We start from the raw sequence: 22,322 nt of genomic DNA, 5'->3' as shown, positions 1-22,322 counted from the left end.
GTTCTTCCCCGAAGGAACCATTCTGGTCACCACGCTGGCCAACCTGTCGATCTACGTCCAGGAAGGCGGCCGCCGCCGTTATCTGAAAGACGAGCCTGAGTACGACCGCATCGCGGACTACCAGTCCTCGAACGATGCCTATGTGATCGAGGATTTTGGTCTGGTTGCATTGGCTGAACACGTCGAGGCGGTGTAACCCATGCTGACCCTCGCCCAACGTACCCAGCTGCGCAAGCGCGCCGCTAAGGAGGCCGCCGAGGCCTCACCGCATGGCTCCATGGAAGGGGCCACCCGTTATGAGCTGCAGCTGGCCAAGTTGCTCCAGGACCGCCTGCGGCTAAAGCAGATCCAGTCCACCCTGGGCAAAGCCGAACTCAAGCGGCAGCTCCTGCCGGAGTACGCCGACTATGTGGCCGGCGTGCTGTCGGCCGGGCAGGGCGCACAGGACGAGGTGCTGACCACGGTGATGATCTGGCGTATCGATGCCGGCGACTTTGCCGGTGCGCTGGACATCGCGGCCTATGTGTTGGGCAAGGGGCTTGTCATGCCGGATCGCTTCGCCCGCACCACCGGCTGCCTGGTTGCCGAGGAAGTAGCCACCGCTGCGCTCAATGCGCAAAAGGCCGGCGACACCTTCGACCTGGACATCCTGAAGCGTACCGCCGAACTCACGGCCGAGCAGGACATGCCTGACGAGGCCAGGGCCAAGCTGTACCTGGCCATCGGCAAGGCCGAACTCCACGGCATCGATGACGACAGTGCCGGCCAGCCAGGCCAGCTCCAGGCGGCCATCGAATCCCTGCAAAAGGCCATAGGCCTGCATGACCGCTGCGGCGGCAAAAAGGATCTGGAGCGCGCCGAGCGCCTCCTGAAGAAACACGCCGGAACTCCCGGCTAACAAGGCGTCCCACGCACCCCGCCGGCTCGGCACGGATCGAAAAGGCCTGGCCTTGTTTCGTGAAGCGCCGACCACCGGCGATCTTTTCCTAAGGCGGCACCATGAGCGGTTTTATAGCAGTAGCCCAGGCCTCCGAACTCACCGTGATCAATGACGGCTGGTGGCCTGATATTGAGGCCAACCGGATCCGTGAAGGACACCGGATCGATTCAAGCATTACCGACACGCGTCTGCAGGTCGCCATTACCAGCGCCCTGATCTCCGCCAACCGCGACCTGGTTGCGTTCAAGGCCCGTAATACGCTGCTCGGTTATACCTCGCTGGCTGAGGTCCCATCGGATCAACTCAACGGAATCAGCCTCCTGCTGCAGCTCTACAACCGCGCCGTGTCGTGCCTGGCCTGCTCGGAACTCTACGAGCGTTACCGCAGCTATGACACCACCAAGGCAGGAAGCCAGAGCGCTGACGAACTCACCCCCAGCATTGACGAGTACCGCCGCGATGCCCGCTGGGCCATCCGCGACCTGCTCGGTCTGGGCCGCAGCACGGTGGAGCTTATCTGATGGCCACCACCGTCCGCGCGCAGCAAAACGACACCCTCGACCGGCTCTGCTGGAGGCACTACGGCGCAACCGGCGGCGTCACCGAGCAGGTCCTGGAGGCCAATCCGGGCCTCGCCGAGCTAGGGCCCGTCTTGCCGATCGGGCACCCCGTCACCCTGCCAGACGTATCCACCACAGCCGCTGAAGCCCAAGAGGCGCAGCAGGTGAACCTCTGGGATTGATCACCATGAACAACGAGAAGCCCACCATGCCTCCCGAGAATTTCGATATCTACGCCTGGCTGATCGCCCGGCTGCAAGCAGAGTGGAGCACGATCTATGCAGGCCTTCTGGGCTGCTCGGTTGCCGCTCTGCGTGTCCTCTACGGTGGCGGAAGCTTTCGCCAGGTCCTGCTGGAGGCCCCGTTGTGCGGAGCCATTAGCCTGGCCACCAGCTCTGGCCTGGACTTCTTTGGCATTGCCCAGAGCGCTGCGCCCTTTTTTGGCGGTGTTATCGGCCTACTGGGCGTGGAAGGCGTCCGCCGTCTGGCTGACCGCTACCTGAGCAAAAAGGTGGAGGACGTGCAATGACCGCCACCTTAAAACACGGCGACAAAGGCCAGCCCGTTACCGACCTTCAAAACCTGCTGAACAAGAACGGCGCGCAGCTGCGCCTGGATGGCCTCTACGGCGACGCCACCGAAAAGGCAGTAAAAGCCTATCAGGCCAAAGTGGGTCTGGTGGCTGACGGCATCGCCGGCTCTAAGACCCAGGCGCGTCTGCTCGGGATCAACGATGACAAGCACCTGCAGCACAGCGATCTGGTAGCAGCGGCAGGTCAACTTGAGGTATCGCTGGCCAGCGTCTATGCCATCAACGAAGTGGAAAGCCAGGGCCAGGGTTTCCTGCCTAACGGCAAGGCCAAAATCTTATTTGAACGACACGTCTTCCGCGAGCGCCTCGAGGCGGCTGGTCATGATATCGGCAAGCTTGAGGCTCAGTATCCCAACCTGGTCAACGCCACAGCCGGTGGCTACGCCGGCGGTACCGCTGAATGGCAGCGCCTGGCCCTGGCCCGGCAGATCGATGAGACCGCCGCGCTGGAATCCGCCTCCTGGGGGGCGTTTCAGATCATGGGCTATCACTGGCAACGCCTGGGCTATGAGTCGGTGCAGGCCTTTGTAGCTGTGATGAGCGAGAGCGAAGGCCAGCAGCTCGAGGCCTTTGTGCGTTTCATCCTGGCCGACACCACGCTGCATAACGCGCTCAAGGCGCGCAAATGGACCAAGGTGGCCGAGCTGTACAACGGCTCGGGCTACAAGCGAAACCTCTATGACATCAAGCTGGCCCGCGCCTATGAGCGGCACGCTACCGAGGATTTGGCCAAGGAGGCCGCATGATCGACGTCAACCAGATCCGCCGGCTACGACCGCAGGATGGCGATGTGTTTGTGTTTTCGGCAGACACACCGTTTGAGACAGCCAATGAGTTTGGTGAGGCCTTGCACCTGGCCCTGCCCGGTATCAGGTGCCTGATCGTCCTGGGTGAGCTGGAGCAGCTCGACCGCGCGATGCTTTCTACCGAGCACGCGGATTCTTCCTGGTTAGGGTGGACGCACGCATGAAGATCTCCATCTTTATCAGCGCTCGGTACGCCCGGATTTTGGTCAAATTACTATGGCTTAACCTTGGTTTGACAGGGCTGCAGGTTGCCCTCGATCTTTTGGATGTCTATCTGGGGCTGGGCTGTGACGCATTATGAGCATGCTCAAACAACTCGGCTATGGCCTGGCCCTGCTCGTTGCCGTGACTGGATTTCTCTGGATCCAGCACCTACGCCTGGAGACGGCCGAGGCCGCCCAGGCCAGTGCCGAGAACCGAGCCACCCAGGCCGAGCAGGACAGCCAGAGCCGGCAGCAAACCATCAACACCCTTACCCATACGCTGCAGGGCGAGCGAGACGCCCAGCGGCAGCTGCAAACCGTCCAGGCCGACCTGCGCCGCGAGATTGATGTACGCAAGGCCCGACTCAAGGAACTGGAAGATGAAAACCAAACGTTTAAAGACTGGGCTGCTGGGCAGTTGCCTGGTGCTGCTCGCCAGCTGCGGCAGCGTCCCGCCCTCACCGGCGCCGCAGCTTATCGTCAGTGGTTGTCCGGTAGTGACCCGTTGTACCCTGTCCCAGACCAGCCCCAGCCGTAACGGCGAGCTGCTCGAAGACATGGACACTATCGAGCACGACTGGGCTGTCTGCGCGGCCAAGGTCGATATGATCGTTGATCACCAGGAAGGCCCGCATGAATAAGCCGGAAAGCCTGCGCGCTCACCTGATGGCCGCCGTGCCCGAACTCAGGCACAACCCCGACCGGCTGTTGATCTTTATCGACCAGGGTAAGGTACGCTGCACGGCCGCTAAAAGCCTGTCCTTTGAATACGGCTATAACCTGCAGATCATCCTGACCGATTTTGCCGGCCATCCGGATGCCGTCATGCTGCCGCTGCTAGCTTGGGTACGGACCAATCAGTCGGAGCTGCTGGTTAATCTGGACAAGTCAGCCGAGGGCATCCAGTTCGAGGTGGACATCCTGGACCATAGCAAAGTGGATATGGCGATCACCCTGCCATTGACCGAGCGGGTTATTGTGAAAAAGCAGGATAACGGCACCTATTCCATCGAGCATGCTGGCGAGCCGCAGTACACTGAGGCTGAGGCGGCCGGTACTTACCAGGTGTATGCCGGCGGTGAACTCTTGGCCGAATGGCAGACACCGGATGGCAGTGAAACCCTGGCTCTGGAAACACCCATGCCCAAGCGGAGCAGCCAGCCATGAGTGATGACCTGACCGCACTGGAAACCTGGCTCAATCCCCTGCTGGCCAAGCTTGAGCCGCAGGAGCGGACCAAACTGGCCAGGGAGGCGGCGCGCGAGATCCGCAAGAACCAAACCAAGCGCATCACCGCGCAAAAGAATCCGGATGGCTCCGCCTTTGAGAAGCGTAAGCCGCGTGACTTACGCGGTAAGCAGGGCCGGATCAAAAAGAAGATGTTCCAAAAGCTGAAAATGGCCCGCTACCTCAAAGCTCAAGGCAGCGAGCAGGCCGTGACGGTCGGCTTTACCGGCCGTATCGCACGGATCGCAAGAGTACATCAGTACGGTTTGAAAGACCGGGCCGAGCGAGGCGCGCCGGATGTTCGCTATGCGCGCCGTGAGCTGCTGGGTTTATCTGAAGATGATCTGGAGATCATACGCGGCGCTTTGCTCGATCACCTTGTCTTGTAAAACCGCTTTCTACAACCTCCGCTAGCTGCACGCCTCGCTCGTCCCTCTCATCCTTGGCGGCATGAATGAATACGCCGCCCTTTCCCGCCTGATCGAGAACCTGATCCGCCTTGGAACCGTTGCCGAGGTGGACCATGGCAGTCTCGAAAACAACCGACCTCCACGCCTGCGCGTCCAGAGTGGCGAGCTGCTGACCGGCTGGCTGCCCTGGTTCGCTCTGCGCGCCGGGGCCGATAGGACCTGGGATCCGCCCACGGTAGGTGAGCAGGTCGTCCTGTTCAGCCCCTCCGGACTAACCGAGCAAGGCATTGCCTTAACTGGCCTGTGCAGCCTGCAGTATCCGGCCAACGCCGACCGCGCCGGCCTACACCGCCGCACCTATGCAGACGGCGCAGTGATCGAGTACGACAGTGTCGCGCACCGCTTGCGGGCCATCCTGCCGGAAGCAGGCATTACCGACCTGACCAGCCCCGGCGGCATCAACATCATCGGCCCGATCAACCACCAGGGCGACTACACCCAGACCGGCAATCAAAACGTGACCGGCACGGTGACCGTTTCCAAGGACGTTATCGCGGCCGGCATCAGCCTGGTTAAGCACCCGCACGGCAATGTCGAGCCTGGCTCCGGACAGTCGGGAGCGCCGCTCAAATGAACCGCAGCACCGGCCTTTCTCTGACTGACCTCGAGCACCTGCAGCAATCGGTGGGCGACATCCTCACCACGCCGGTGGGCTCACGGCTCATGCGCAGAAGCTACGGCTGCGACCTCTTCGAACTGATCGACAAGCCCCTGAACGATGCTACCGCTCTGGAAGCCAAGGCTGTGGCCGTTATGGCCCTGATGCGCTGGGAGCCACGCCTGCGCCTGACCCGCATTGGTTTATCGCTAGGCGACAGGCCCGGCCAGGCCATCGCCGACCTGGAAGGCTATAGCACCGTTAGCGACGCGGCCGTGAGCCTACGCGTTCCTCTAGCCTTTGGTGGAGTCTGATATGGCCAGCACCTTTACCCCAATTGACCTCTCCCAGCTGCCCGAGCCCACCATTGTTGAGCAGCTGGACTTCGAATCCATTTATGCCGAGCGCAAAGCGGGACTCATCGCGCTGTATCCGGCCGATCAACAGGCCACTATCGCCGCGCGCCTGGAGCTGGAGTCCGAGCCGTTGGTCAAGCTCTTGCAGGAGAATGCCTACCGAGAGCTCTTGCTACGGCAACGCGTCAACGAGGCCGCCCTGGGCACCATGCTGGCCAAGGCCACTGGCACCGACCTCGAGCAGATCGCCGGCGGGGTCAACCTGACCCGCCTGACCATTATCCCGGCCGATACCACCAGCGTGCCGCCGGTTGCAGCCGTGATGGAAGGCGACGATGCCCTGCGCGAGCGCGTACAAATGGCCTGGGAGGGCCTGAGCGTAGCCGGCCCGCGCAACGCTTATATCCTGCACGCCCGCAATAGCAGCGGCCAGGTGGCCGACGCCTCGGCGGTCAGCCCTTCGCCGGCCGTGGTGGTCGTTACCGTTCAGGCTTATGACGGCGACGGCACCGCCTCCCCCGAGCTGCTGGAGATCGTGGCCGAGGCACTCAACGATGAAGACGTGCGCCCGCTAGGGGATCGCGTTACCGTCCAGTCCGCCGAGATCCTGCGCTACAGCGTCAAGGCCCGGCTCTTCCTGGAAAACACAGGGGCCGAGTCCGAGCTGATCCTGCAGAGCGCCCAGAAAAACCTGGCTGCCTATGTAAACCGACGCCGACGCCTGGGCGTCATCGTGGCCCGCTCCGGCCTTGATGCCGCGCTGCATGTGGCCGGTGTCGCCAAGGTCGAGCTGGACGGCTGGACCGATATCGTCCCCACCAACGCCCAAGCGGCCTACTGCACCGGGACCAGCGTCACCCTGGGAGACCAGGCATGAGCCTGCTGCCTCCCAACTCTACCAAGCTCGAGCGCCTTGCTGCGGAGGCCTTGGCCCAGATCAAGCGCGTGCCCATTCCGCTGCGCGACCTGGTGGATCCGGACCGCTGCCCGATGGAGCTATTGCCCTATCTCGCCTGGGCGCGTTCGGTGGATCGCTGGGACAGCGCCTGGTCGGAAAAGACCAAGCGTGAGGTCATCAAGGCCTCGTATTTCGTCCACTCGCATAAAGGCACCATTGGTGCGATCCGTCGCGTGGTCGAGCCGCTGGGCTACCTGATCCGCGTCCGCGAGTGGTGGCAGGAGTCACCCGAGGCCAAGCCCGGCACTTTCAAGCTGGATATCGGCGTGTTGGATAGCGGCATCACAGAGGAGATGTATGACGGCCTGGGCCTCTTGATCGATGACGCCAAGCCCCTCAGCCGGCACCTGACCGGCCTTGCCGTCAGCCTTGAAACACGCGGCACGCCCTATATCGGTGTGAGCACCTACCAGGGCGAGACGCTCACCGTTTACGCCTATCAACCCGAAGCCATTGTGGTCGGCGGCCGCTACTCGGCCGGCGGCATTTCTCACGACATTGACACCCTGAGCATCTACCCATGAGTCAGACCTATTACGCCATTCTCACGGCTATCGGCGAGGCCAAGCTGGCCAACGCCGCAGCACTTAACACCACCCTCAAGATCAGCAAGATGGCCGTAGGCGACGGCGGCGGTAGCGTGCCTACCCCTGACCGCAGCCAGACCGCGCTCAGGGGCGAATGGTATCGCGCAGGGTTAAACAGCCTGACCGTGGACAAGGCCAACAGCAGCCAGGTCATCGCCGAGCTGGTGATCCCGGAAACCACCGGCGGCAGCTGGATCCGCGAGATGGGGCTGATCGATGCGGACGGCAACCTGATTGCGGTGGCCAATACCCCGCCCAGCTACAAGCCGCAGCTGGCCGAAGGTTCCGGCCGCACCCAGGTCCTGCGCATGGTCCTGATTGTCAGCAGCACCTCAAACGTCGAACTCAAGATCGACCCAAGCGTTGTGCTGGCCACGCGCGGTTATGTCGATGACGCCATTACCGTGGCGATTAACCGGCTGGACAACAAGCAGTCGGTCCGTGCCGCTACTACCGCCAATATCACCCTGAGCGGTCTGCAGACAATCGATGGCACTGCCCTGGTTGTCGGTGATCGCGTCCTGGTCAAGAACCAGACCACGGCCAACGGAAACGGGATCTATGTGGCCGGCACCGGCGGTTGGCTTCGTGCGGCCGATACAGACGAAAACGCTGAGGTGACGCCAGGCCTTCTTGTCTACGTTGAGGAAGGCGCAACGCAGGCCGACACCCTCTGGAAGCTGACCACCGACGCACCCATTACCCTGGGCAGCACCGCGCTGAGCTTTGCCGATATCACCCAGGGCTATATGCCCACCAGCGGCGGCACCTTTACCGGGCCGGTCAAAGGCCAGACGCCGCCCCGCTTTGATAACAGCAAGCAGCTCATCACCAGTGAGTTTTTCAAACAGAATTCAGGGCAGATGGCAGGCTTTCTGTCCCTCTCCGCCAACACCACCCTGACGGCCAGTTCAGCGGGAAGCGTCATTACCTCAAACGCCGGCTCTGGCTATGTGAACGTTGCGCTGCCGGCCGTGAGCGCTGTGCCCATCGGCGCGATGTATGTGATCAGCCATTCATCTTCAGCCATGTCCGGCTTTGCCGTGGGTGTAAATGGCTCGGATGTTCTGGTGATGGGCGATCTGTCGACCAACATCGCCCCGTATTCGATGAACTACAACGAGTCGATTGTGGTGGTCTCGACCGGCACTGTCTGGAAGATTGTAGCCAGCAACGGCGCGGCCTTCTTGAAGATGGGAGGTGGCTTCGCGGCATCGCTTACCGCCAATGCGCCCAGCTATCAGCGTTTGCCGTCAGGCTTCATTATCCAGGGCGGTGCCATCAGCAACACCAATGCAGGCTCGGCCCCGATTACCTTTCCGGTGGCCTTTCCCACTGCTGCACTTGCTTTGATTGCCATTCCAGTCTTTTCCGGCAGTACGTCCGTGCTGGCCACCCTGATCGACGGGACCCTGAGCAAGACCGGGGCAACCGTGGGCCGCTACTCCGCCATCAACGGCACCAATAATCAGATCTTCTCCTTCTATTACATCGCCATCGGCTTTTAAGGACGCCCTATGACAATCTACGCCTCTAAAACTGAAAAGGGCTTCTTTGATAGCGACCTGACCTCTAGGGCCAGCCTGCCGGCTGATGCCGTCGAAATTTCCACCACGCTTCGCGATGCGCTGATTGCCGCGCAGTCGGCTGGCAAGGTGATCGACTTCTCCCAGGTTCCGCCGGTAGCCGTGGACCCCGCCTCGCAGTTGAGCCTGGCTGATGTGAAAGCCCAAAAGCTGGCCGAGCTGGAAAACGCCTGCTCGGCCCGAATCGCTGCCGGCTTCGTCTCCACGGCGCTGGGCAAGACCTACACCTACCCGGCCAAGCCGACCGACCAATCCAACCTACAGGCCTCGGTACTGGCTTCGATTCTGCCCGGCGTCGACGAGAACTGGACGACCCCGTTCTGGTGCGCCGATGCCGGGGGGAAGTGGGCTTACCAGGCGCATACCGCCGCGCAGATTCAGCAGGTCGGTGTGGACGGCAAGAACGCTATTAACGCCGCCATTGCGCAAAAGATCGTGCTCGAGCAGCAGGTGGAAGCTACCAAGACCGCAATCGAAGTAGCAGCCATTACCTGGCCTAAAGATGAGGTAGCGGCATGATACAGCTGGCCCTCTACAAGGCACCGGGCGACCTCTACGACCGGCTGATCAGGGTCTGGACGCGCAGCCCCTATTCGCATTGCGAACTGGTCCTGGAGGATGGCCGCTTTGCCAGTAGCTCACCACGTGATGGTGGCGTCCGGGCCAAGCTGATCGAGCCGGATCCAGCGGTTTGGGACTTCCTGCCGCTGCCCTGGGTAAGAGAGTATGTAGTCGAGGAATTGCTGCAGGCCGAGCACGGCGCCGGCTATGACTGGGTCGGGATCCTGGGCAGCCAGATCCTGCCGGTTGGTATCCAGAGCCAGTCGCGCTGGTTTTGCTCGGAGTTCTGCGCTCAGGTGATTGGGCTGGAGCAGCCGCAGCGGTATTCGCCAGGTAACCTATTCGAAACTATGTCCTGGGCACTCAAATTAGACTTTAATAGCCTAGGTAGCTAACGATTAGGAATGCAAGTTGATATGCCGGATCATGAAAAACATAGCCAGACCAAGCAAGCACTCTGGCTTGGGTCTATAGCTCTAGGAGCCGCGTCACTTCCACTCTGGTACATAATCGCGATGCAGGACAGCCAGCATGAATACAAAGATATCGGCGTGTATTGCTCCATCATCCCGTTTGTTCTGGTCACGCTGTTTAGCGCAGTCCGCCGTTAAAGTTATTGTTGGCTAACCTTACCCACGATTAGTACAGGATAAAAATAGCGCCGTTTTTCACTGACCTTGCCGTTGCCTTGTTATGCGAAAACGTAGTCGAGGGGCTATAGGCCGAACAAGGTGCGGGCTAAAACTGGATCGTAATCTTGGGCAGCCAGATCCTGTCGGTCTGGATCCAGAGCGTGTCGCGCTGGTTCTGTTCAGAATTCTGCGGTCAGGCGCTTGGTCTGGACCTTGGGCCAGCCGCAACGATATTCGCTAGGGAGCTTAGCTGAAGCTGCTAGGTGAGCTTTCGCAATCATATAATTTATTATTATATTTATAGTTGTTGCCCAAGCAGTATAGATATATATCAAAAAAAATCATATTAAAATTATTAGCTTGTAGTTCTTAGTATTAGTTTAATATTGCTTTTGGTCATTCCTTCCCGGCTAGACATAAAAATAAAAGCAAACTAAATTTCATTTGCATGCTAAGTCATGTGAATGAAATTACTACGCCATCACACCTAATAATACTTTAAGCTGCAAGCCGATTTGCTAAAGAGATTAGGTTTTCTGATGGGTTTTAAATTTTCTCTCTGGTAAATCAAAATGGCACAAATAGAGATATATAAGGATGTAAACTTTGGTGGCCGCTCAGTTTCTCTTAATGAGGATGTCGAAAATTTAAAGAATTACGGTTTTAACGATGAGGTTTCATCATGTAAAGTAATTTCAGGAACTTGGATTCTATATAAGGATGCAAATTTCCAAGGAGACTCAAGCATTCTTTCAAAAGGAAACTATCAGACTCCATCTGCTATGAATTTCTCCAATGATTCACTTTCATCTCTTAGGCATTTCCCAGATGTTAGCGGACCAACGATCCTTCTTTTTGCAGATATAAACTACAGGGGACGTATGGTTACCCTGACTGGAGCAGATTCTAATCTTGGCAGTATCGACTTCAATGACTCTGCTTCTTCAGCAATAGTGCTTAACGGCACTTGGATATTATATAAAGATTATGACTTCAAAGGCACGCGTTGGGTTTTGAGTAGTAGTGGTGGAGACAAGAAGGACGGCCGATATCCACTACCTAATTATTTTGATAACGATGCAATTTCTTCAGCTCAGCCTGAGCGAACCATTGATAACGAATTATAATTAATAATATATGGTTTTATTTAGTAATTCTTAGGGTCTGCCTGAGAAGTAATTAGATTGCTATTGTGTACTATCTGCCCTGCTTTTAACTCATTGGTCTGCGTAACGGTTAGACGCTAAAGAGTAACTACAAAGCGGGCAACAAGACATTTCAGACAGCCCTAATCTTGTAAGTCTCCATCTTACAATCCGCGCTGGTGAACCCAGCGCGGGCTTCCCTCAGCCTTGCAAGTGTCATCTATCTGCGTAGATTGCATTGCTATTTGCGTGCTGCAATAAGCGCATTAAGACTCTGCCCCGGCACTCGAGTGCGGTCGAGCAGCATCCTCCACTCTAACGGCGTCATACCCTGCTTCAGTGCTGCCTCATACAGATACGAATGCAGCTGTAGCTCGGTAAGGTTGGCCCACTCAGGCTGATCTGCTGAAAATGAATGAAGCGCTCGGGCCTGCTCGATTACAGCCTCAAGGCTTTGCCGCTCTGAGATTACTGCTGACATACAGTACCCCTTCCCTAGAAAACGAGATTTAGCCTAGATATCAGGAGCAATAAGAAAAATACGTTAAATTGATGCTGGCCTGTGTTCAAGCCAGCATCAAATGAAGGGATAACTAGTCGTAACGCTAGACTTATACAAACGGTATTAAAAATTAGACAAACCCTGTATCTAGAGCCTTTGGTCTGTTCTGCGGAAACAAAAAGCAGGATAGGATGCTCCTACGGCAAATGCAGATATTTCAAGGATGGACATGACGCCTTTGCCTCAAGAGAAAAAAATCCTCGTCGTTGAAGACGAGCCGTTTATGCAGGAGCTGATCCTTGAGGTCATAAAGGATCTGGGACTGCCTGCACTTGCACTCGCTTCAGGCGATGAGGCCTTTGCCTTTCTTAAGGAAAAGCATCAGGAAATCTACTTAATGATCACCGACGTCCGCATGCCTGGTCTCATGGATGGTGTCGATCTGGCCAATGCCGTCTACGAGAAATGGCCGCATATCAGGATTGTATTGAGTTCCGGATATGCTAGCGGGCAAATGTTAAAACTCAAAAAGCCTACTCTTTTTCTCGCCAAACCCTGGTCGCTTGATGCGCTTCAGAACGCGATTGTTGATGCGATCGATCAGCTCAAGGAGCGTTGAGGCTTTCTCCATCTACTGGCTTAATCTTGTAAATCCCCGTCTTACAACCCGCGCCTGATGAACCCTGCGCGGGTTTCCCTCAGCCTTGCCGGTGTCATTCACCTGCGCAGGTATCACTTTAAACCATCAAATAACTATATTAACTCACACAATGCTTTCGCCTGCATAGCAATTGAGCTTATGGAGGTACATTCCCACCAAACTCCTCGTAGCGGAGGTCCCAAAGCAAAAAGTCTTTCCGAAAGTTTATTGCTTTTATCTATAATTCGGCCAGCTGCATTGGTCATAATTCCGATATTTAAAGGTCCAGGCCTTACTGTGCCATTAAAAATAAGGGTGTTACTAAGTCCATTTTTAAAATGAGTCCAGTCATAATCCATCCCGCAAGCAATAATGACGTGGTCAAATTCTACATCTTGAGTGCTAGTGGCACACTTTCTTTTGATTCTTGCTGATATCTCAGAATTTCTTTTATTTAAAGATATTAGTTTTGAAGCTTCAAATGTTAACAAACCTTTTTCTTGTAGATCTTTTATTAAGTCATAACCTGCAGGAGGGCAGCGGTGTAAATGATTTTCCCACAAAGCCCTAAGGTGATGAATGAACTGCCTCTTGTGCGCGTCCGAAGCTTTATACCAAAGTTCTCCTATAGAACTTCTTATTGCATCAATAGGGGCTTGCCAACCAAAACCTGCAGATTGTGCTTTCTTACATTCACTTCTTATTATTGAGAGTGCCTGCCTAGGCGTTTTTATAGCTTTGTTTTCCTTTAAGAAATCTGGCCAAGGGTTGCTTTGTATACGAGGGTGTGGAATTAATCCATGTCGTGAGATAACATGGATTGATCCATTATGGTTGATCTCCTTTAAAGAGAATAATGCATCAACCATGGTGAGGCCTGAACCAACTATCAGTATCCGAGCGTTTTCTTTTATTTCTCGCATTCCCTCAATATCCCAAGGGTCGAAAATTAGCCCGCTAAGCTCACTTTGTAAATTATCTGTTTTGGATTTTTGAGATAATCCCGTTGCAATAACTGCAACGTTCCCAAACCATGTCCCATTATTTTTTGTGCTTACAATAACCTGGTTGGGTAGATCCTGTAGATTTGTCACTTCATCATTAACAAAAGTAAGCGTTGTTCCATGTGTTTTGCCTACATCTATAGCCTCATTAAGGCGACATAAAACGTATTCGCCAAAATACTTACGAGGAGGATACAACTCCTTGGATTCTCTTTCGCATTTTTTGTTTGATAGAAGCCACTCAGAAAAGTCTTCAGAATTGTTTGGATCGATACTAAGTTTTGAAGGTATGTTGTTTAGTGTATGTACAAGATGATTTGTACTATACGCGAGGCCATGGCCTAGCTGAGTTCTTGTATCGAAAATTATTATTTTTCGCTTTACTTTTTTTCTTAATAAATTTATTGCTAGTAAGGCTCCACTTAGGCCTCCACCAATGATAAGAACATGAGACTGATCTTTGTCTGTATTTTCCATAATAATGCTTACTTTCTAGCTCAAAGCCCTATAAAAACAGTATTAAACATATAATTAAAATAACTTTTAGGAATATGTGATGTTCTTATAATTATTTGTTATATGTAGATTTGTTCTAGATATATAAAATTTTAAACTAATTTAATGAATACCCTAGCTTGCTCGAGTGTCCTAAACACTCTAACTCCAGAGCTTAAGTACTCTCCTAAACTTGTAAATCCCCGTCTTACAACCCGCGCCTGATGAACCCTGCGCGGGTTTCCCTCAGCCTTGCCGGTGTCATTCACCTGCGCAGGCACATCTCCAATGGCCGACTATTTACACGGCGTCCGTGTCCAAGAAATCAACGAGGGCACGCGCTCTATCTCCACCGTTTCAACCGCGATTGTCGGGATGGTCTGTACCGCAGACGACGCCGACGCCGCTGCTTTTCCCCTGAACACCCCCGTCCTGGTCACCAACGTCCAGACCGCTGCCGGCAAGGCTGGCTCTAAGGGCACCATGGCCGAGGCCCTGCAGGCCATCGCCGACCAGTCCAAACCCGTCACTGTCTTGGTCCGCGTTCCCGAAGGCGCAACCGAAGCCGAGACCGTCTCCAACATCATCGGCGGATCCGCAAACGGCAAGTACACCGGCATGAAGGCCTTGCTGTCTGCCAAGGCTCAGCTGGGTATTACGCCACGCATCCTGGGCGTACCCGGTTTGGATACTCAGGCTGTCACCTCTGCCCTGGTCAGCATCGCCCAGAAGCTGCGCGCCTTTGTCTACGCGAGCGCCTGGAACTGCGAAACCATGGAAGAAGCGGTGGCCTACCGTAACCAGTTCGGTGCCCGTGAGCTGATGTTGCTCTGGCCTGACTTCCTGGCCTGGAGCACCTCGGCCAACGCTACCATGAACGCCAACGCAACTGCCCGCGCCCTGGGCTTGCGTGCGCAACTGGACAAGGAGGTCGGCTGGCACAAGACCTTGTCAAACGCCCCGGTCAATGGCGTAACCGGGATCAGCAAGGACGTGTTCTTCGACTTGCAAGATCCCTCAACCGACAGCAACTATCTCAACAGCCATGAGGTCACGACGCTGATCAACCAGAGCGGCTACCGCTTCTGGGGTTCGCGCACCACCACAGACGACTCGCTGTTCGCCTTTGAGAACTACACCCGCACTGCCCAGGTGCTCATGGACACCATGGCCGAGGCGCATTTCACCTTTGTCGACAAGCCCATGCACCCGAGCCTGGCCCGCGACATCATCGAAGGCATCAACGCCAAGCTGCGCGATCTGACCGCCCAGGGCTACCTGCTCGGCGGCGAGTGCTGGTACGACGAAGAGGCCAATACCAAGGACACCCTCAAGGCTGGCCAGCTGCGTCTGGACTACGACTACACCCCGGTCCCGCCCCTGGAAGACCTGACCCTGCGGCAGCGCATCACCGACTCGTACCTGACGAGTTTTGCCGACCGCGTGAATTCCTAACCCTTTTGCATAAGCGCGCTGAAAGGCGCGCTCAGGAGAGCTGCCGCTATGGCCCTGCCCCGCAAACTGAAAAACATGAACCTCTTTAACGAGGGCTACAACTACCTCGGCGAAGCCAAGAGCGTCACCCTGCCCCAGCTTGGCCGCAAGATGGAAAGCTACCGAGGCGGTGGCATGAACGGCCCCGTCAAGGTCGACTTTGGCATGAGCGACGATGGCATTCAGCTCGAATGGACGCTGGGTGGCCTGGACGTCACCGTGCTCAAGCAGTTCGGTATCACCAATGCCAGCGGCGTAATGCTGCGCTTTGCCGGAGCTTTTCAGCAGGACGATACCGCTACCGAAACGTCCGTTGAGATCGTGGTTCGCGGCCGTCACGAAACCATCGAAATGGGCGACGCGGCCCCAGGTGAAGACACCGAGCACAAGGTCACCACCACCTGCACCTACTACAAGCTCACCGTCGACGGTGAGGTCGTGATCGAGATCGATCTACTCAATTTCATCGAGAAGGTTGGCGGCGTTGACCGTCTTGAAGGCCAGCGCAAAGCGCTAGGCATGTAAGCCCATTTTTTCGATTTAGAAATTTCTAAATTCCAAATTTGCCCGTTTCGGCGGGCACTCTGATAAGGAGCGTTTTTCCATGACTACCCTAGCCCAAGACCAGGCCGTTGAAGTCAAAACCAACCCGCACACCATCGTCCTGGACGAGCCCATCAAGCGCGGCGAGCAGGTCATTGACCGGATCACCCTGCGCAAACCCAAGGCCGGCGAGCTGCGCGGCATTGCCCTGTCTGACCTGCTCAAGCTGGATGTACTGGCCGTGATGAAAGTCCTGCCGCGTATCAGCCTGCCCAGCATTAGCGAAGCCGAGGCCCGCTCCATGGATCCAGCCGATCTGGTCCAGGTGGGGGTGCAGATCTCCGATTTTTTGCTGCAGAGGTCGCTGAAGGTGGAGCTCTCCCCCGACGCGTAGAGGATGCGATGGCGGATCTCGCCATCACCTTTCACTGGCCACCGGCCCAGCTGGATGAGCTGGGCCTGGCCGAACTGATGGAATGGCGTGAACGCGCCCGGCAACGAGTGAGCCCCGATGGCAGCCAATAGCCTACAGATCCGAGTGCTGCTATCGGCACTCGACAAAGTGACCGCCCCGCTTAAACGCATCATGGCCGGCAGCAACAGCACGGCTAGGGCGCTCAAGGCCGCCCGCGACCAGGTCAAGGCGCTGAATGCGCAGCAGTCTGATATCTCAAGCTATACCCGGCAGCATGACGCCGTCCGGCAAACCGGCGAGGAACTTGCCCGCGCACAGCAACGGCTCAGGCAGCACCAGGAGCAACTCAAGGCTATGGACGCCCCGTCTGCAGCCTTTCAAAAGACCTTTATCAATGCCAGCGCGGCGGTGGATCGGCTCAAGACCAAACACGGCGAGCAACGCGCCGAGCTGCAGCGGCTGATTCCCAAACTACGCGAAGCCGGGATCGATACCCGTAACCTTGCCGAGAGTGAAAAGCAGCTCAAGACGCGCATCGATGCCGCCAACGAAGCCTATAAAACGCAAAAGGAACGCCTGGCTGCCGTAGCGGCCAAGCAGGAAAAGCTGGCCAGGGTAAAGGCCAGCTACTCCAAAGGCCAAGAGCTTGCCGGTAGCGCGGCCATGCTGGGAGCCAGTTCTGCGGCTACAGGAGCTGCGCTCGGTGGCCCCATCGTGGGCATCGTCAAGAACTACTCAAGCTTTGAAGATGCCATGCTCGGTGTCGCCAAGCAGGTTGAGGGCGCACGCGATGATAACGGCCAGCTCACCAGTACTTATTACGAGATGGGCGAGGCCATCAAGAAGATGTCCGAGACCATCCCCATGGCCTCGACCGAAATCGCAGCTCTGGTCGAAGGCGGCGCTCGGATGGGCGTCCAGGGTAAGGACAACCTGCTCGAATTCGCACGCGTAGCGGCCAACGCGGCTACGGCCTTCGAGCTGCCGGCGGATGAGATCGGTGAGAACTTGGCCCGCATTGCAGACCTCTTCAAGGTGCCGATCAAGAACGTCAGCCAGCTGGGCGATGTGATCAACTACCTGGACGACAACGCCAAGTCCAAAGGCGCAGACATTATCGATGTCATGCAGCGCGTAGCCGGTGTCGCCGCTTCGGTAAACATGAGCTACAAGGACGCCGCTGCGCTCGGCAGTACCTTCCTGACGTTGGGATCTTCGGCCGAGGTTGCTGGTACAGCCACTAACGCCATGATCCGTGAACTGGCCATTGCCAATGAGCAGCCCAAGCGATTCCAGGCAGGCCTCAAGGCCCTGGGCATGGAGTCCAAGAAGGTTCAGAGCGGCATGGCCAAGGATGCCACCGGGACCATTCTCAAAGTGCTCGATGCGCTCAAGAAACTACCGCAGGAGCAGCAGCTGACGGTTGCGACTCAACTGTTCGGCAAGGAATACGGCGACGATGCCTCGAAGCTGGCCAACAACCTGGAAGAGTACCGCCGGCAGCTGGAATTGGTGAAAAGCACCAAGGGCAACGGCTCGATGCAGCGCGAAAGCGATATTCGCGGAGATGCGCTGTCGGCTCGGGCGCAAATGTCCCAAAACCGCCTGTTCAATCTGTCCGCCGACCTGGGCCAGACCTTACGTCCTGCCCTGATCGATATCATGGACAAGCTCAACGGTGTCCTGGAAAAGGTGACGGCCTGGGCCAAGGCTAACCCTGAGCTGGTCACGACTGTCCTGAAGGTCACTGCCAGCATTGCGGCTGCCTCTACGGCCTTTGGTGTACTGGCCCTGGGGCTTGCCGGCATCATGGGGCCAGGCCTTGCCATTCGCTTCCTGTTTGCCCAGATAGGCGTGCGGATTCCCAGCCTGATTGGGCTCCTGACGAATCTGGCCAAAAATGCCCTACCCATGGTGGCAACTGGGATTCGCATAATCGCGGCGGCGGCAGTAGCCAACCCTGTCGGCCTGCTCATTACCGCATTGGTGGCTGGAGCCATGCTTTTGCTGGGGTATTGGAAACCCGTAAAGGCCTTTTTCACTGGCTTCTGGCAGGGCTTCACGGAAGGGCTTGCTCCACTGCAGCCCATGATTGCAGGTATCGGCGCGGCCCTGGCCCCGCTCAAACCTATCTGGGACGGCATCTCGACTGCCATGGGAGCGGCTTGGAACTGGATCAGTCAACTGGCCCAGCCTTTCCAGGCTACGGCAACCCAGATTGAAGGGGCTACGCAGAGTGGACGTGTGTTCGGTCAATGGCTGGCCGGCCTGGTCAACCTGCTGGCTGGCCTGCCTGGTCAATTCTCTGCGTTAGGCGGCATGCTGATTGATGGCTTGGTTAATGGCATCACCAACAACCTGAGCAAGGCAAAGGACGCCATCATGGGAGCCGGCGGTGCGGTAATTGACTGGTTCAAGGAAAAGCTCGACATCCACTCGCCCAGCCGCGTCTTTGCTGAACTGGGCGGTTTCACCATGGCAGGCCTTGCCGTTGGACTGGCGAGGAATGAGGACGGCCCGCTCTCCCAGATGGCTGACACGGCCAAACGGCTGACTGCAGCCGGCGCGGTTGCGCTAGGGGTAGGCGCTACCGCCCTGCCGGCCATGGCAAACACACAAGCCGGCATTACGTTTGATGATCGCCCTCCGGCTACGGTGTCCGCTGCGCCCAGCATGGTTAGCCAGGACACCTACGAGATCCACATCCACGCAGCACCTGGTATGGATCCGCAGGCCATCGCCCGCATGGTTCGCGCCGAGCTGGCCAGGGCCAAGTCTGAACAATCCGCACGCGGCCGCAGCAGCCTACGAGACCAGGAGTAACCCGCCATGATGATGGCCCTAGGACGTTTTATCTTTAGCCTTTCCACCCTGGCCTACCAGGAGCTGCAGCGGCAAACCGAGTACCGGCACGCGAGCAGCTCGCGCGTGGGCGCGCCGCCGGCGCGTCAGTTCGTGGGCAAGGGCGAGGACAGCATCACCCTGCCCGGCTGGGTCGCGCCGGAGCTTACGGGCACCGCTGCCAGTTTGGATGTGCTGCGCTAAACGTTATGCAAACCGCTCAAAACACCGCTGCAAAGGTTCTGCAGCGTACAAGCAGAAAGCGTCGTGCCCCGGCTGATTCGCCGGCCTCTGCGCTCTATGCAGCGGTGTCTGTTCGCGGCAAGCCTTCCCTTCCAGACATGGCCAAAAGCAACCTGGCCAAGTTATCTGAAAAGCAGTGCAAAACGTTCTTGGGTGAAGCAGCAAAGCGTATCAAGGCCGAAGCCAATACGCGTGCCGGTAAATGGCTGCGTAACCTCGATCGGCTGCATAAGTCCGGCCGTCGAACTCGGCAGGAGAGCTGGGACAAGCTCGCCGCAATCATCGAGCCCATGCTGGCCAGGCTGGATATGGCCACAATGGTGCTTGGCTGGCTGGATAATGAAGGCCAGTTTCGTCTCAATCTTCAAAACCGTATCGCGGTAGATTCAAACCTCAAGCAATGTGCGCTATCTAGGCTGCTGAAGCTACTCAGCGAGGCACGATATATCCGCCGCGTACACAAACGCCTCTACCAAGACGGCAAGCGCTGGATCACCCGTACAATGATTGTGCTTCGGCCACGCTTCTTTATCGAGCTAGGCTTGGCTCATCAGCTGGCTCAGGCACGCACACGAAAGAAAGAGAAACGCCGCGCAAAGCTCGCCAAGATCGCACGGCGCCAAAACCAGCAAGCACTCCAGGAGCTGGCTGATAATCAAGCAAGAGTCGTACGTAAGCGCAGCTTTCAGGCACGTGAGCGCATCGCAGCAGAGCGCGCACTAGATGAGCAGCAGCAACAGACACGCCGTAACCAAGCTGCAGATCTAGCAGAGTTCGCCAAGCAACATAAGCACCTAGAATACTCAGACGTAATCAGGCTCTGGAAGAGTTTGAACCAAGCTTAATCTCGCTCAACAAATTCAAACCGTCTTAGGCGGTGCCTCCCCTCGTCTCTACCCTGCCCTCCCCTGCTTTTTCAGCTCATAGCCAGCTCAGGTGAACCCAAAACTGAGTCCAAGCCGTTGGCTAAGCGTATTCCAGAAATACGGTTAATGCTGTAGCGCTGGTATTACTAGTGATAACTGCAAATTTAGATGTGCTGTGGTACCAGCTACGCTTATAAAACAGAGCCTTTAGATCGTGCCGGTATCAACTCCGTACAGACCTGATGCGTTTGTATTGATGCTTCCCCGACTTCGCGCCTACAGGCGCGCGGGGTCCCCTAGGTTCCCACTGGAATAACAGAGCGGCTTGAGTGTTCTCGCGCCCTTCCAGTCCTTGCACGCCGCACAACCATTAATGTTTCCCTAACACTACTGAGTAGCGTCGTTTCATTCCTTCACGGCGCTGCCTTTCGGCTTCGTCTCGCAAGCGAGCCGGGGCAAACAATAAGGGGGTGGTCGAGGTCTTTCGAGGCGGGTTTTCTGAGCCTTTTAAGAGCAGGCAAAGCATCACAAGACAAGCAGATGCGTAGGCGCGCGATGGGGCCGCAGAAAAAGGGGACCTCTGCAGGGTTTTGCAGGGTTTTCCTGACAGTGAAAACGCCTCGCAGGCCCCGTAGCGGGCCGCACAGAGGCCAGTGCAGGGGTGCAGAAAAAGCGACCTATTTAGCCCGCAGGCGTCGTGGGGGGACGATTGCGCGCGCCGGGTGCTGGAGCTAGGGAAACTTCCGCTCACCGTACTATTGGGGGGCGTTCTATCTAGACGCCGCCGGCGCGTAGCGAGCAAAGTTAGTGAGGTGGAGCTCCTACATGCGATACATGTATGAAATACATTAAAAGTAATTACTATATACATATTTCATACGTATAAAACATGTATTGCATATGTATTTGGTATTGATATTATCCGTACCGCATACATAACCAGATGCCACGGGAGGCGTCATGATCGTTCTCATCGGCAATACGAAAGGCGGTACCGGCAAGAGCACCACTTCCGTTCAGCTCGCAGTTGCACGAGCTAACCAGGGCAAGAATGTTTGGCTGGTCGATGGAGATCCGCAGAACAGTTCCGGCCAGGCTATTACGCTTCGTTTGATGGATGGAGTAAAACCAGCCGTTGCTGCATCCCATTACCCGAAAGGCGATGACTTCTACGTACAGGTTGAGCATCAATCCAAACTTTATGATGACGTGATCTTGGACTGTGGTGGTTTCGATAGCGAGTCGTTGCGTTCCGCCTTGGCCTTGGCCGATGTACTGGTGGTCCCGTTCCAACCTCGCGCCTTCGACACTTGGGCACTTAGCAAAATGGCTTCTCTTATAGATGAAGCACAACGCGCTCGCTCGCGAGCCAAGATACAACCCCTCCGTGTGCATGCCATGCTTTCTATGGCTGATCCTGGTGTGAATGCCTCTGACAACCTTGAAGCTGAAAGGGTACTTGAACATTACCCGCAACTTCCTTTCTTGGATGCATCGCTCGGCGATCGGAAGGCATTTGCTGTTGCATCAAGCCGCGGGCTTAGCGTCGATGAGCTTGAGCGTAAGGATCAGAAAGCTAGCTTCGAGCTCAAGCGTTTGGTGCGTCATATCTTTGGAGATGTTGAATGAAAAAGAAGGTATCGATGCTTCCCCCTGGAATGGCTCCAGCTGCACCAACTGAGCAGCCAGATAACCAAGCCATAAAGCAGTTCATCCAGGGTGCTCCCGATAGCGGTAAACTAGTCGAAACTGAGGCGCCTAAAAAGAAGAAGAAAAGGGAGCCGGTAACGATGCTTTACCCAGCCGATCTGCTTGAACGTGTAGATGACTTTGTTCGAAATGACGAGGTTTTGAACACCAGGACGGCGTTCGTAATGCAAGCTATTCGGAATGAACTCAAGCGGCTACAGGAGTGAGCCGCTTGTTTCAAAGCTCAGTCTAGCTGCTAGTGTACATATGGAATACGCATAATATACGTATGAAATAAATATAAAATACATATGTATTGAGCATGTGATAGGTAAATCATACGTATAACGTAATTATTTCATATGTATT

The 22,322-nt window shown here is 56.3% G+C and carries 31 protein-coding genes and 2 pseudogenes; 31 read left to right on the top strand and 2 right to left on the bottom strand.

Translation table 11 applies throughout. The features are described 5' to 3' along the window. From QWJ10_RS23120 to QWJ10_RS23020, 21 genes and pseudogenes are all read left to right on the top strand, one after another. The coding region (locus tag QWJ10_RS23120) for a P2 family phage major capsid protein (protein ID WP_289929841.1) at positions 1-196 on the top strand (196 nt) is incomplete at its 5' end. Positions 197-199: 3 nt separating this feature from the next. Then, positions 200-898, top strand: coding sequence for a terminase endonuclease subunit (locus tag QWJ10_RS23115; protein WP_289929840.1), 699 nt, complete (start codon positions 200-202; stop codon positions 896-898). 101 nt (positions 899-999) lie between these two features. Continuing rightward, the gene (locus QWJ10_RS23110) at positions 1,000-1,461 is read left to right on the top strand and encodes a head completion/stabilization protein (protein WP_289929839.1); all 462 of its coding nucleotides are present in this window, start codon (positions 1,000-1,002) and stop codon (positions 1,459-1,461) included. Further along, positions 1,461-1,682: a tail protein X gene (locus tag QWJ10_RS23105; protein WP_289929838.1), complete on the top strand. Its 222-nt coding sequence runs from the start codon at positions 1,461-1,463 to the stop codon at positions 1,680-1,682. Before QWJ10_RS23110 ends, QWJ10_RS23105 begins: the two co-directional genes overlap by 1 nt. Before the next feature lie 5 nt (positions 1,683-1,687). Continuing rightward, entirely contained in the window at positions 1,688-2,029 is a 342-nt protein-coding gene (locus QWJ10_RS23100; protein WP_232235719.1) for a phage holin, lambda family, read from the top strand. Further along, positions 2,026-2,838 (top strand): N-acetylmuramidase family protein, encoded by an 813-nt coding sequence (locus QWJ10_RS23095; protein WP_289929836.1) that lies wholly within the window; start codon positions 2,026-2,028, stop codon positions 2,836-2,838. The genes QWJ10_RS23100 and QWJ10_RS23095 overlap by 4 nt, the downstream gene beginning before the upstream one ends. Continuing rightward, positions 2,835-3,062, top strand: coding sequence for a hypothetical protein (locus QWJ10_RS23090; protein ID WP_289929835.1), 228 nt, complete (start codon positions 2,835-2,837; stop codon positions 3,060-3,062). The genes QWJ10_RS23095 and QWJ10_RS23090 overlap by 4 nt, the downstream gene beginning before the upstream one ends. Then, the gene (locus QWJ10_RS23085; RefSeq protein ID WP_010799807.1) at positions 3,059-3,199 is read left to right on the top strand and encodes a hypothetical protein; all 141 of its coding nucleotides are present in this window, start codon (positions 3,059-3,061) and stop codon (positions 3,197-3,199) included. Before QWJ10_RS23090 ends, QWJ10_RS23085 begins: the two co-directional genes overlap by 4 nt. After that, positions 3,196-3,552, top strand: a pseudogene (locus QWJ10_RS23080) (LysB family phage lysis regulatory protein); the annotation flags it as partial. The gene QWJ10_RS23085 and the pseudogene QWJ10_RS23080, both read left to right, overlap by 4 nt. Next, positions 3,449-3,742 carry an Rz1-like lysis system protein LysC gene (gene lysC, locus QWJ10_RS23075; protein WP_354669644.1) on the top strand — a complete coding sequence of 98 codons (294 nt, stop codon included), beginning with the start codon at positions 3,449-3,451 and terminating at the stop codon, positions 3,740-3,742. The pseudogene QWJ10_RS23080 and the gene lysC, both read left to right, overlap by 104 nt. Continuing rightward, on the top strand, positions 3,735-4,268 hold the full coding sequence (locus tag QWJ10_RS23070; protein WP_289929833.1) for a phage tail protein: 534 nt from the start codon (positions 3,735-3,737) through the stop codon (positions 4,266-4,268). The genes lysC and QWJ10_RS23070 overlap by 8 nt, the downstream gene beginning before the upstream one ends. Further along, entirely contained in the window at positions 4,265-4,717 is a 453-nt protein-coding gene (locus tag QWJ10_RS23065; protein WP_289929832.1) for a phage virion morphogenesis protein, read from the top strand. The genes QWJ10_RS23070 and QWJ10_RS23065 overlap by 4 nt, the downstream gene beginning before the upstream one ends. Positions 4,718-4,778: 61 nt before the next feature. After that, positions 4,779-5,372 carry a phage baseplate assembly protein V gene (locus QWJ10_RS23060; protein ID WP_289929831.1) on the top strand — a complete coding sequence of 198 codons (594 nt, stop codon included), beginning with the start codon at positions 4,779-4,781 and terminating at the stop codon, positions 5,370-5,372. Continuing rightward, positions 5,369-5,710: a GPW/gp25 family protein gene (locus QWJ10_RS23055; protein WP_289929830.1), complete on the top strand. Its 342-nt coding sequence runs from the start codon at positions 5,369-5,371 to the stop codon at positions 5,708-5,710. Before QWJ10_RS23060 ends, QWJ10_RS23055 begins: the two co-directional genes overlap by 4 nt. 1 nt (position 5,711) lies before the next feature. Then, positions 5,712-6,629 carry a baseplate J/gp47 family protein gene (locus QWJ10_RS23050; protein WP_289929829.1) on the top strand — a complete coding sequence of 306 codons (918 nt, stop codon included), beginning with the start codon at positions 5,712-5,714 and terminating at the stop codon, positions 6,627-6,629. Beyond that, positions 6,626-7,234 (top strand): phage tail protein I, encoded by a 609-nt coding sequence (locus QWJ10_RS23045; RefSeq protein ID WP_239383692.1) that lies wholly within the window; start codon positions 6,626-6,628, stop codon positions 7,232-7,234. Before QWJ10_RS23050 ends, QWJ10_RS23045 begins: the two co-directional genes overlap by 4 nt. Further along, positions 7,231-8,805, top strand: coding sequence for a phage tail protein (locus QWJ10_RS23040; protein WP_289929828.1), 1,575 nt, complete (start codon positions 7,231-7,233; stop codon positions 8,803-8,805). Before QWJ10_RS23045 ends, QWJ10_RS23040 begins: the two co-directional genes overlap by 4 nt. A gap of 9 nt (positions 8,806-8,814) precedes the next feature. Beyond that, complete coding sequence (locus tag QWJ10_RS23035) at positions 8,815-9,402, top strand: hypothetical protein (protein WP_289929827.1); 588 nt, start codon at positions 8,815-8,817, stop codon at positions 9,400-9,402. Beyond that, positions 9,399-9,839, top strand: a complete 441-nt coding sequence (locus QWJ10_RS23030) for a hypothetical protein (protein WP_289929826.1) — start codon at positions 9,399-9,401, stop codon at positions 9,837-9,839. The genes QWJ10_RS23035 and QWJ10_RS23030 overlap by 4 nt, the downstream gene beginning before the upstream one ends. Positions 9,840-9,848: 9 nt before the next feature. Further along, positions 9,849-10,055: a hypothetical protein gene (locus QWJ10_RS23025; RefSeq protein WP_289929825.1), complete on the top strand. Its 207-nt coding sequence runs from the start codon at positions 9,849-9,851 to the stop codon at positions 10,053-10,055. A 593-nt stretch (positions 10,056-10,648) separates the two neighbouring features. After that, positions 10,649-11,203, top strand: a complete 555-nt coding sequence (locus QWJ10_RS23020) for a beta/gamma crystallin-related protein (protein ID WP_289929824.1) — start codon at positions 10,649-10,651, stop codon at positions 11,201-11,203. Between the two features lie 259 nt (positions 11,204-11,462). Here QWJ10_RS23020 and QWJ10_RS23015 read toward each other — a convergent pair whose 3' ends face one another. Next, positions 11,463-11,702 carry a hypothetical protein gene (locus tag QWJ10_RS23015; protein WP_289929823.1) on the bottom strand — a complete coding sequence of 80 codons (240 nt, stop codon included), beginning with the start codon at positions 11,700-11,702 and terminating at the stop codon, positions 11,463-11,465. A 244-nt stretch (positions 11,703-11,946) separates the two neighbouring features. On the opposite strand from QWJ10_RS23015, the gene QWJ10_RS23010 reads away from it, so the two are divergent. Next, positions 11,947-12,342 carry a response regulator gene (locus QWJ10_RS23010; RefSeq protein ID WP_289929822.1) on the top strand — a complete coding sequence of 132 codons (396 nt, stop codon included), beginning with the start codon at positions 11,947-11,949 and terminating at the stop codon, positions 12,340-12,342. Positions 12,343-12,476: 134 nt separating this feature from the next. On the opposite strand, the gene QWJ10_RS23005 is transcribed toward QWJ10_RS23010, so the two are convergent. Beyond that, positions 12,477-13,844, bottom strand: a complete 1,368-nt coding sequence (locus tag QWJ10_RS23005) for an FAD/NAD(P)-binding protein (RefSeq protein WP_289929821.1) — start codon at positions 13,842-13,844, stop codon at positions 12,477-12,479. 306 nt (positions 13,845-14,150) lie between these two features. Here QWJ10_RS23005 and QWJ10_RS23000 point away from each other — a divergent pair, with 306 nt between their 5' ends. The 9 genes and pseudogenes from QWJ10_RS23000 (at position 14,151) to QWJ10_RS22960 (ending at position 22,180) form a co-directional block, all read left to right on the top strand. After that, the gene (locus QWJ10_RS23000) at positions 14,151-15,317 is read left to right on the top strand and encodes a phage tail sheath protein (RefSeq protein WP_289929820.1); all 1,167 of its coding nucleotides are present in this window, start codon (positions 14,151-14,153) and stop codon (positions 15,315-15,317) included. A 48-nt stretch (positions 15,318-15,365) separates the two neighbouring features. Then, the gene (locus QWJ10_RS22995; RefSeq protein ID WP_289929819.1) at positions 15,366-15,881 is read left to right on the top strand and encodes a phage major tail tube protein; all 516 of its coding nucleotides are present in this window, start codon (positions 15,366-15,368) and stop codon (positions 15,879-15,881) included. Positions 15,882-15,960: 79 nt separating this feature from the next. Beyond that, positions 15,961-16,293 (top strand): phage tail assembly protein, encoded by a 333-nt coding sequence (locus tag QWJ10_RS22990; protein ID WP_150348730.1) that lies wholly within the window; start codon positions 15,961-15,963, stop codon positions 16,291-16,293. An 8-nt stretch (positions 16,294-16,301) separates the two neighbouring features. After that, on the top strand, positions 16,302-16,424 hold the full coding sequence (locus QWJ10_RS22985; protein ID WP_010799791.1) for a GpE family phage tail protein: 123 nt from the start codon (positions 16,302-16,304) through the stop codon (positions 16,422-16,424). After that, positions 16,411-19,137: a phage tail tape measure protein gene (locus QWJ10_RS22980; protein WP_289929818.1), complete on the top strand. Its 2,727-nt coding sequence runs from the start codon at positions 16,411-16,413 to the stop codon at positions 19,135-19,137. Before QWJ10_RS22985 ends, QWJ10_RS22980 begins: the two co-directional genes overlap by 14 nt. A 6-nt stretch (positions 19,138-19,143) precedes the next feature. Continuing rightward, a pseudogene (locus QWJ10_RS22975) lies at positions 19,144-19,356 on the top strand (phage tail protein); the annotation flags it as partial. A gap of 8 nt (positions 19,357-19,364) precedes the next feature. Continuing rightward, positions 19,365-20,243: a hypothetical protein gene (locus QWJ10_RS22970; protein ID WP_289929817.1), complete on the top strand. Its 879-nt coding sequence runs from the start codon at positions 19,365-19,367 to the stop codon at positions 20,241-20,243. Positions 20,244-21,224: 981 nt separating this feature from the next. Further along, positions 21,225-21,893, top strand: coding sequence for an AAA family ATPase (locus tag QWJ10_RS22965; protein WP_150348762.1), 669 nt, complete (start codon positions 21,225-21,227; stop codon positions 21,891-21,893). Next, on the top strand, positions 21,890-22,180 hold the full coding sequence (locus QWJ10_RS22960; protein WP_289929816.1) for a hypothetical protein: 291 nt from the start codon (positions 21,890-21,892) through the stop codon (positions 22,178-22,180). The genes QWJ10_RS22965 and QWJ10_RS22960 overlap by 4 nt, the downstream gene beginning before the upstream one ends. The last annotated feature ends 142 nt before the right edge of the window (positions 22,181-22,322 follow it).

The organism is Pseudomonas sp. WAC2, from assembly GCF_030403525.1.
Taxonomy (GTDB): Bacteria; Pseudomonadota; Gammaproteobacteria; order Pseudomonadales; family Pseudomonadaceae; genus Chryseomonas; species Chryseomonas luteola.
The sequence above is the reverse complement of the archived record's forward strand: the minus strand, read 5'-3'. Positions and strand labels throughout refer to the sequence as shown.

What these genes read in the sequence shown, in the direction of transcription:
- QWJ10_RS23055 (WP_289929830.1), top strand. Translation starts at nt 5,369, where the DNA reads ATGAACCGCAGCACCGGCCTTTCTCTGACTGACCTCGAGCACCTGCAG.
- QWJ10_RS23050 (WP_289929829.1), top strand. Translation starts at nt 5,712, where the DNA reads ATGGCCAGCACCTTTACCCCAATTGACCTCTCCCAGCTGCCCGAGCCC.
- QWJ10_RS23040 (WP_289929828.1), top strand. Translation starts at nt 7,231, where the DNA reads ATGAGTCAGACCTATTACGCCATTCTCACGGCTATCGGCGAGGCCAAG.
- QWJ10_RS23030 (WP_289929826.1), top strand. Translation starts at nt 9,399, where the DNA reads ATGATACAGCTGGCCCTCTACAAGGCACCGGGCGACCTCTACGACCGG.
- QWJ10_RS23020 (WP_289929824.1), top strand. Translation starts at nt 10,649, where the DNA reads ATGGCACAAATAGAGATATATAAGGATGTAAACTTTGGTGGCCGCTCA.
- QWJ10_RS23090 (WP_289929835.1), top strand. Translation starts at nt 2,835, where the DNA reads ATGATCGACGTCAACCAGATCCGCCGGCTACGACCGCAGGATGGCGAT.
- QWJ10_RS23015 (WP_289929823.1), bottom strand. Translation starts at nt 11,702, where the DNA reads ATGTCAGCAGTAATCTCAGAGCGGCAAAGCCTTGAGGCTGTAATCGAG.
- QWJ10_RS23070 (WP_289929833.1), top strand. Translation starts at nt 3,735, where the DNA reads ATGAATAAGCCGGAAAGCCTGCGCGCTCACCTGATGGCCGCCGTGCCC.
- QWJ10_RS23035 (WP_289929827.1), top strand. Translation starts at nt 8,815, where the DNA reads ATGACAATCTACGCCTCTAAAACTGAAAAGGGCTTCTTTGATAGCGAC.
- QWJ10_RS23000 (WP_289929820.1), top strand. Translation starts at nt 14,151, where the DNA reads ATGGCCGACTATTTACACGGCGTCCGTGTCCAAGAAATCAACGAGGGC.
- QWJ10_RS22960 (WP_289929816.1), top strand. Translation starts at nt 21,890, where the DNA reads ATGAAAAAGAAGGTATCGATGCTTCCCCCTGGAATGGCTCCAGCTGCA.
- QWJ10_RS23105 (WP_289929838.1), top strand. Translation starts at nt 1,461, where the DNA reads ATGGCCACCACCGTCCGCGCGCAGCAAAACGACACCCTCGACCGGCTC.
- QWJ10_RS23045 (WP_239383692.1), top strand. Translation starts at nt 6,626, where the DNA reads ATGAGCCTGCTGCCTCCCAACTCTACCAAGCTCGAGCGCCTTGCTGCG.
- QWJ10_RS23025 (WP_289929825.1), top strand. Translation starts at nt 9,849, where the DNA reads ATGCAAGTTGATATGCCGGATCATGAAAAACATAGCCAGACCAAGCAA.
- QWJ10_RS22980 (WP_289929818.1), top strand. Translation starts at nt 16,411, where the DNA reads ATGGCAGCCAATAGCCTACAGATCCGAGTGCTGCTATCGGCACTCGAC.
- QWJ10_RS23005 (WP_289929821.1), bottom strand. Translation starts at nt 13,844, where the DNA reads ATGGAAAATACAGACAAAGATCAGTCTCATGTTCTTATCATTGGTGGA.
- QWJ10_RS23065 (WP_289929832.1), top strand. Translation starts at nt 4,265, where the DNA reads ATGAGTGATGACCTGACCGCACTGGAAACCTGGCTCAATCCCCTGCTG.
- QWJ10_RS23110 (WP_289929839.1), top strand. Translation starts at nt 1,000, where the DNA reads ATGAGCGGTTTTATAGCAGTAGCCCAGGCCTCCGAACTCACCGTGATC.
- QWJ10_RS22965 (WP_150348762.1), top strand. Translation starts at nt 21,225, where the DNA reads ATGATCGTTCTCATCGGCAATACGAAAGGCGGTACCGGCAAGAGCACC.
- QWJ10_RS23100 (WP_232235719.1), top strand. Translation starts at nt 1,688, where the DNA reads ATGAACAACGAGAAGCCCACCATGCCTCCCGAGAATTTCGATATCTAC.
- QWJ10_RS22985 (WP_010799791.1), top strand. Translation starts at nt 16,302, where the DNA reads ATGGCGGATCTCGCCATCACCTTTCACTGGCCACCGGCCCAGCTGGAT.
- QWJ10_RS22990 (WP_150348730.1), top strand. Translation starts at nt 15,961, where the DNA reads ATGACTACCCTAGCCCAAGACCAGGCCGTTGAAGTCAAAACCAACCCG.
- QWJ10_RS22970 (WP_289929817.1), top strand. Translation starts at nt 19,365, where the DNA reads ATGCAAACCGCTCAAAACACCGCTGCAAAGGTTCTGCAGCGTACAAGC.
- lysC (WP_354669644.1), top strand. Translation starts at nt 3,449, where the DNA reads ATGTACGCAAGGCCCGACTCAAGGAACTGGAAGATGAAAACCAAACGT.
- QWJ10_RS23095 (WP_289929836.1), top strand. Translation starts at nt 2,026, where the DNA reads ATGACCGCCACCTTAAAACACGGCGACAAAGGCCAGCCCGTTACCGAC.
- QWJ10_RS23010 (WP_289929822.1), top strand. Translation starts at nt 11,947, where the DNA reads ATGGACATGACGCCTTTGCCTCAAGAGAAAAAAATCCTCGTCGTTGAA.
- QWJ10_RS22995 (WP_289929819.1), top strand. Translation starts at nt 15,366, where the DNA reads ATGGCCCTGCCCCGCAAACTGAAAAACATGAACCTCTTTAACGAGGGC.
- QWJ10_RS23085 (WP_010799807.1), top strand. Translation starts at nt 3,059, where the DNA reads ATGAAGATCTCCATCTTTATCAGCGCTCGGTACGCCCGGATTTTGGTC.
- QWJ10_RS23060 (WP_289929831.1), top strand. Translation starts at nt 4,779, where the DNA reads ATGAATGAATACGCCGCCCTTTCCCGCCTGATCGAGAACCTGATCCGC.
- QWJ10_RS23115 (WP_289929840.1), top strand. Translation starts at nt 200, where the DNA reads ATGCTGACCCTCGCCCAACGTACCCAGCTGCGCAAGCGCGCCGCTAAG.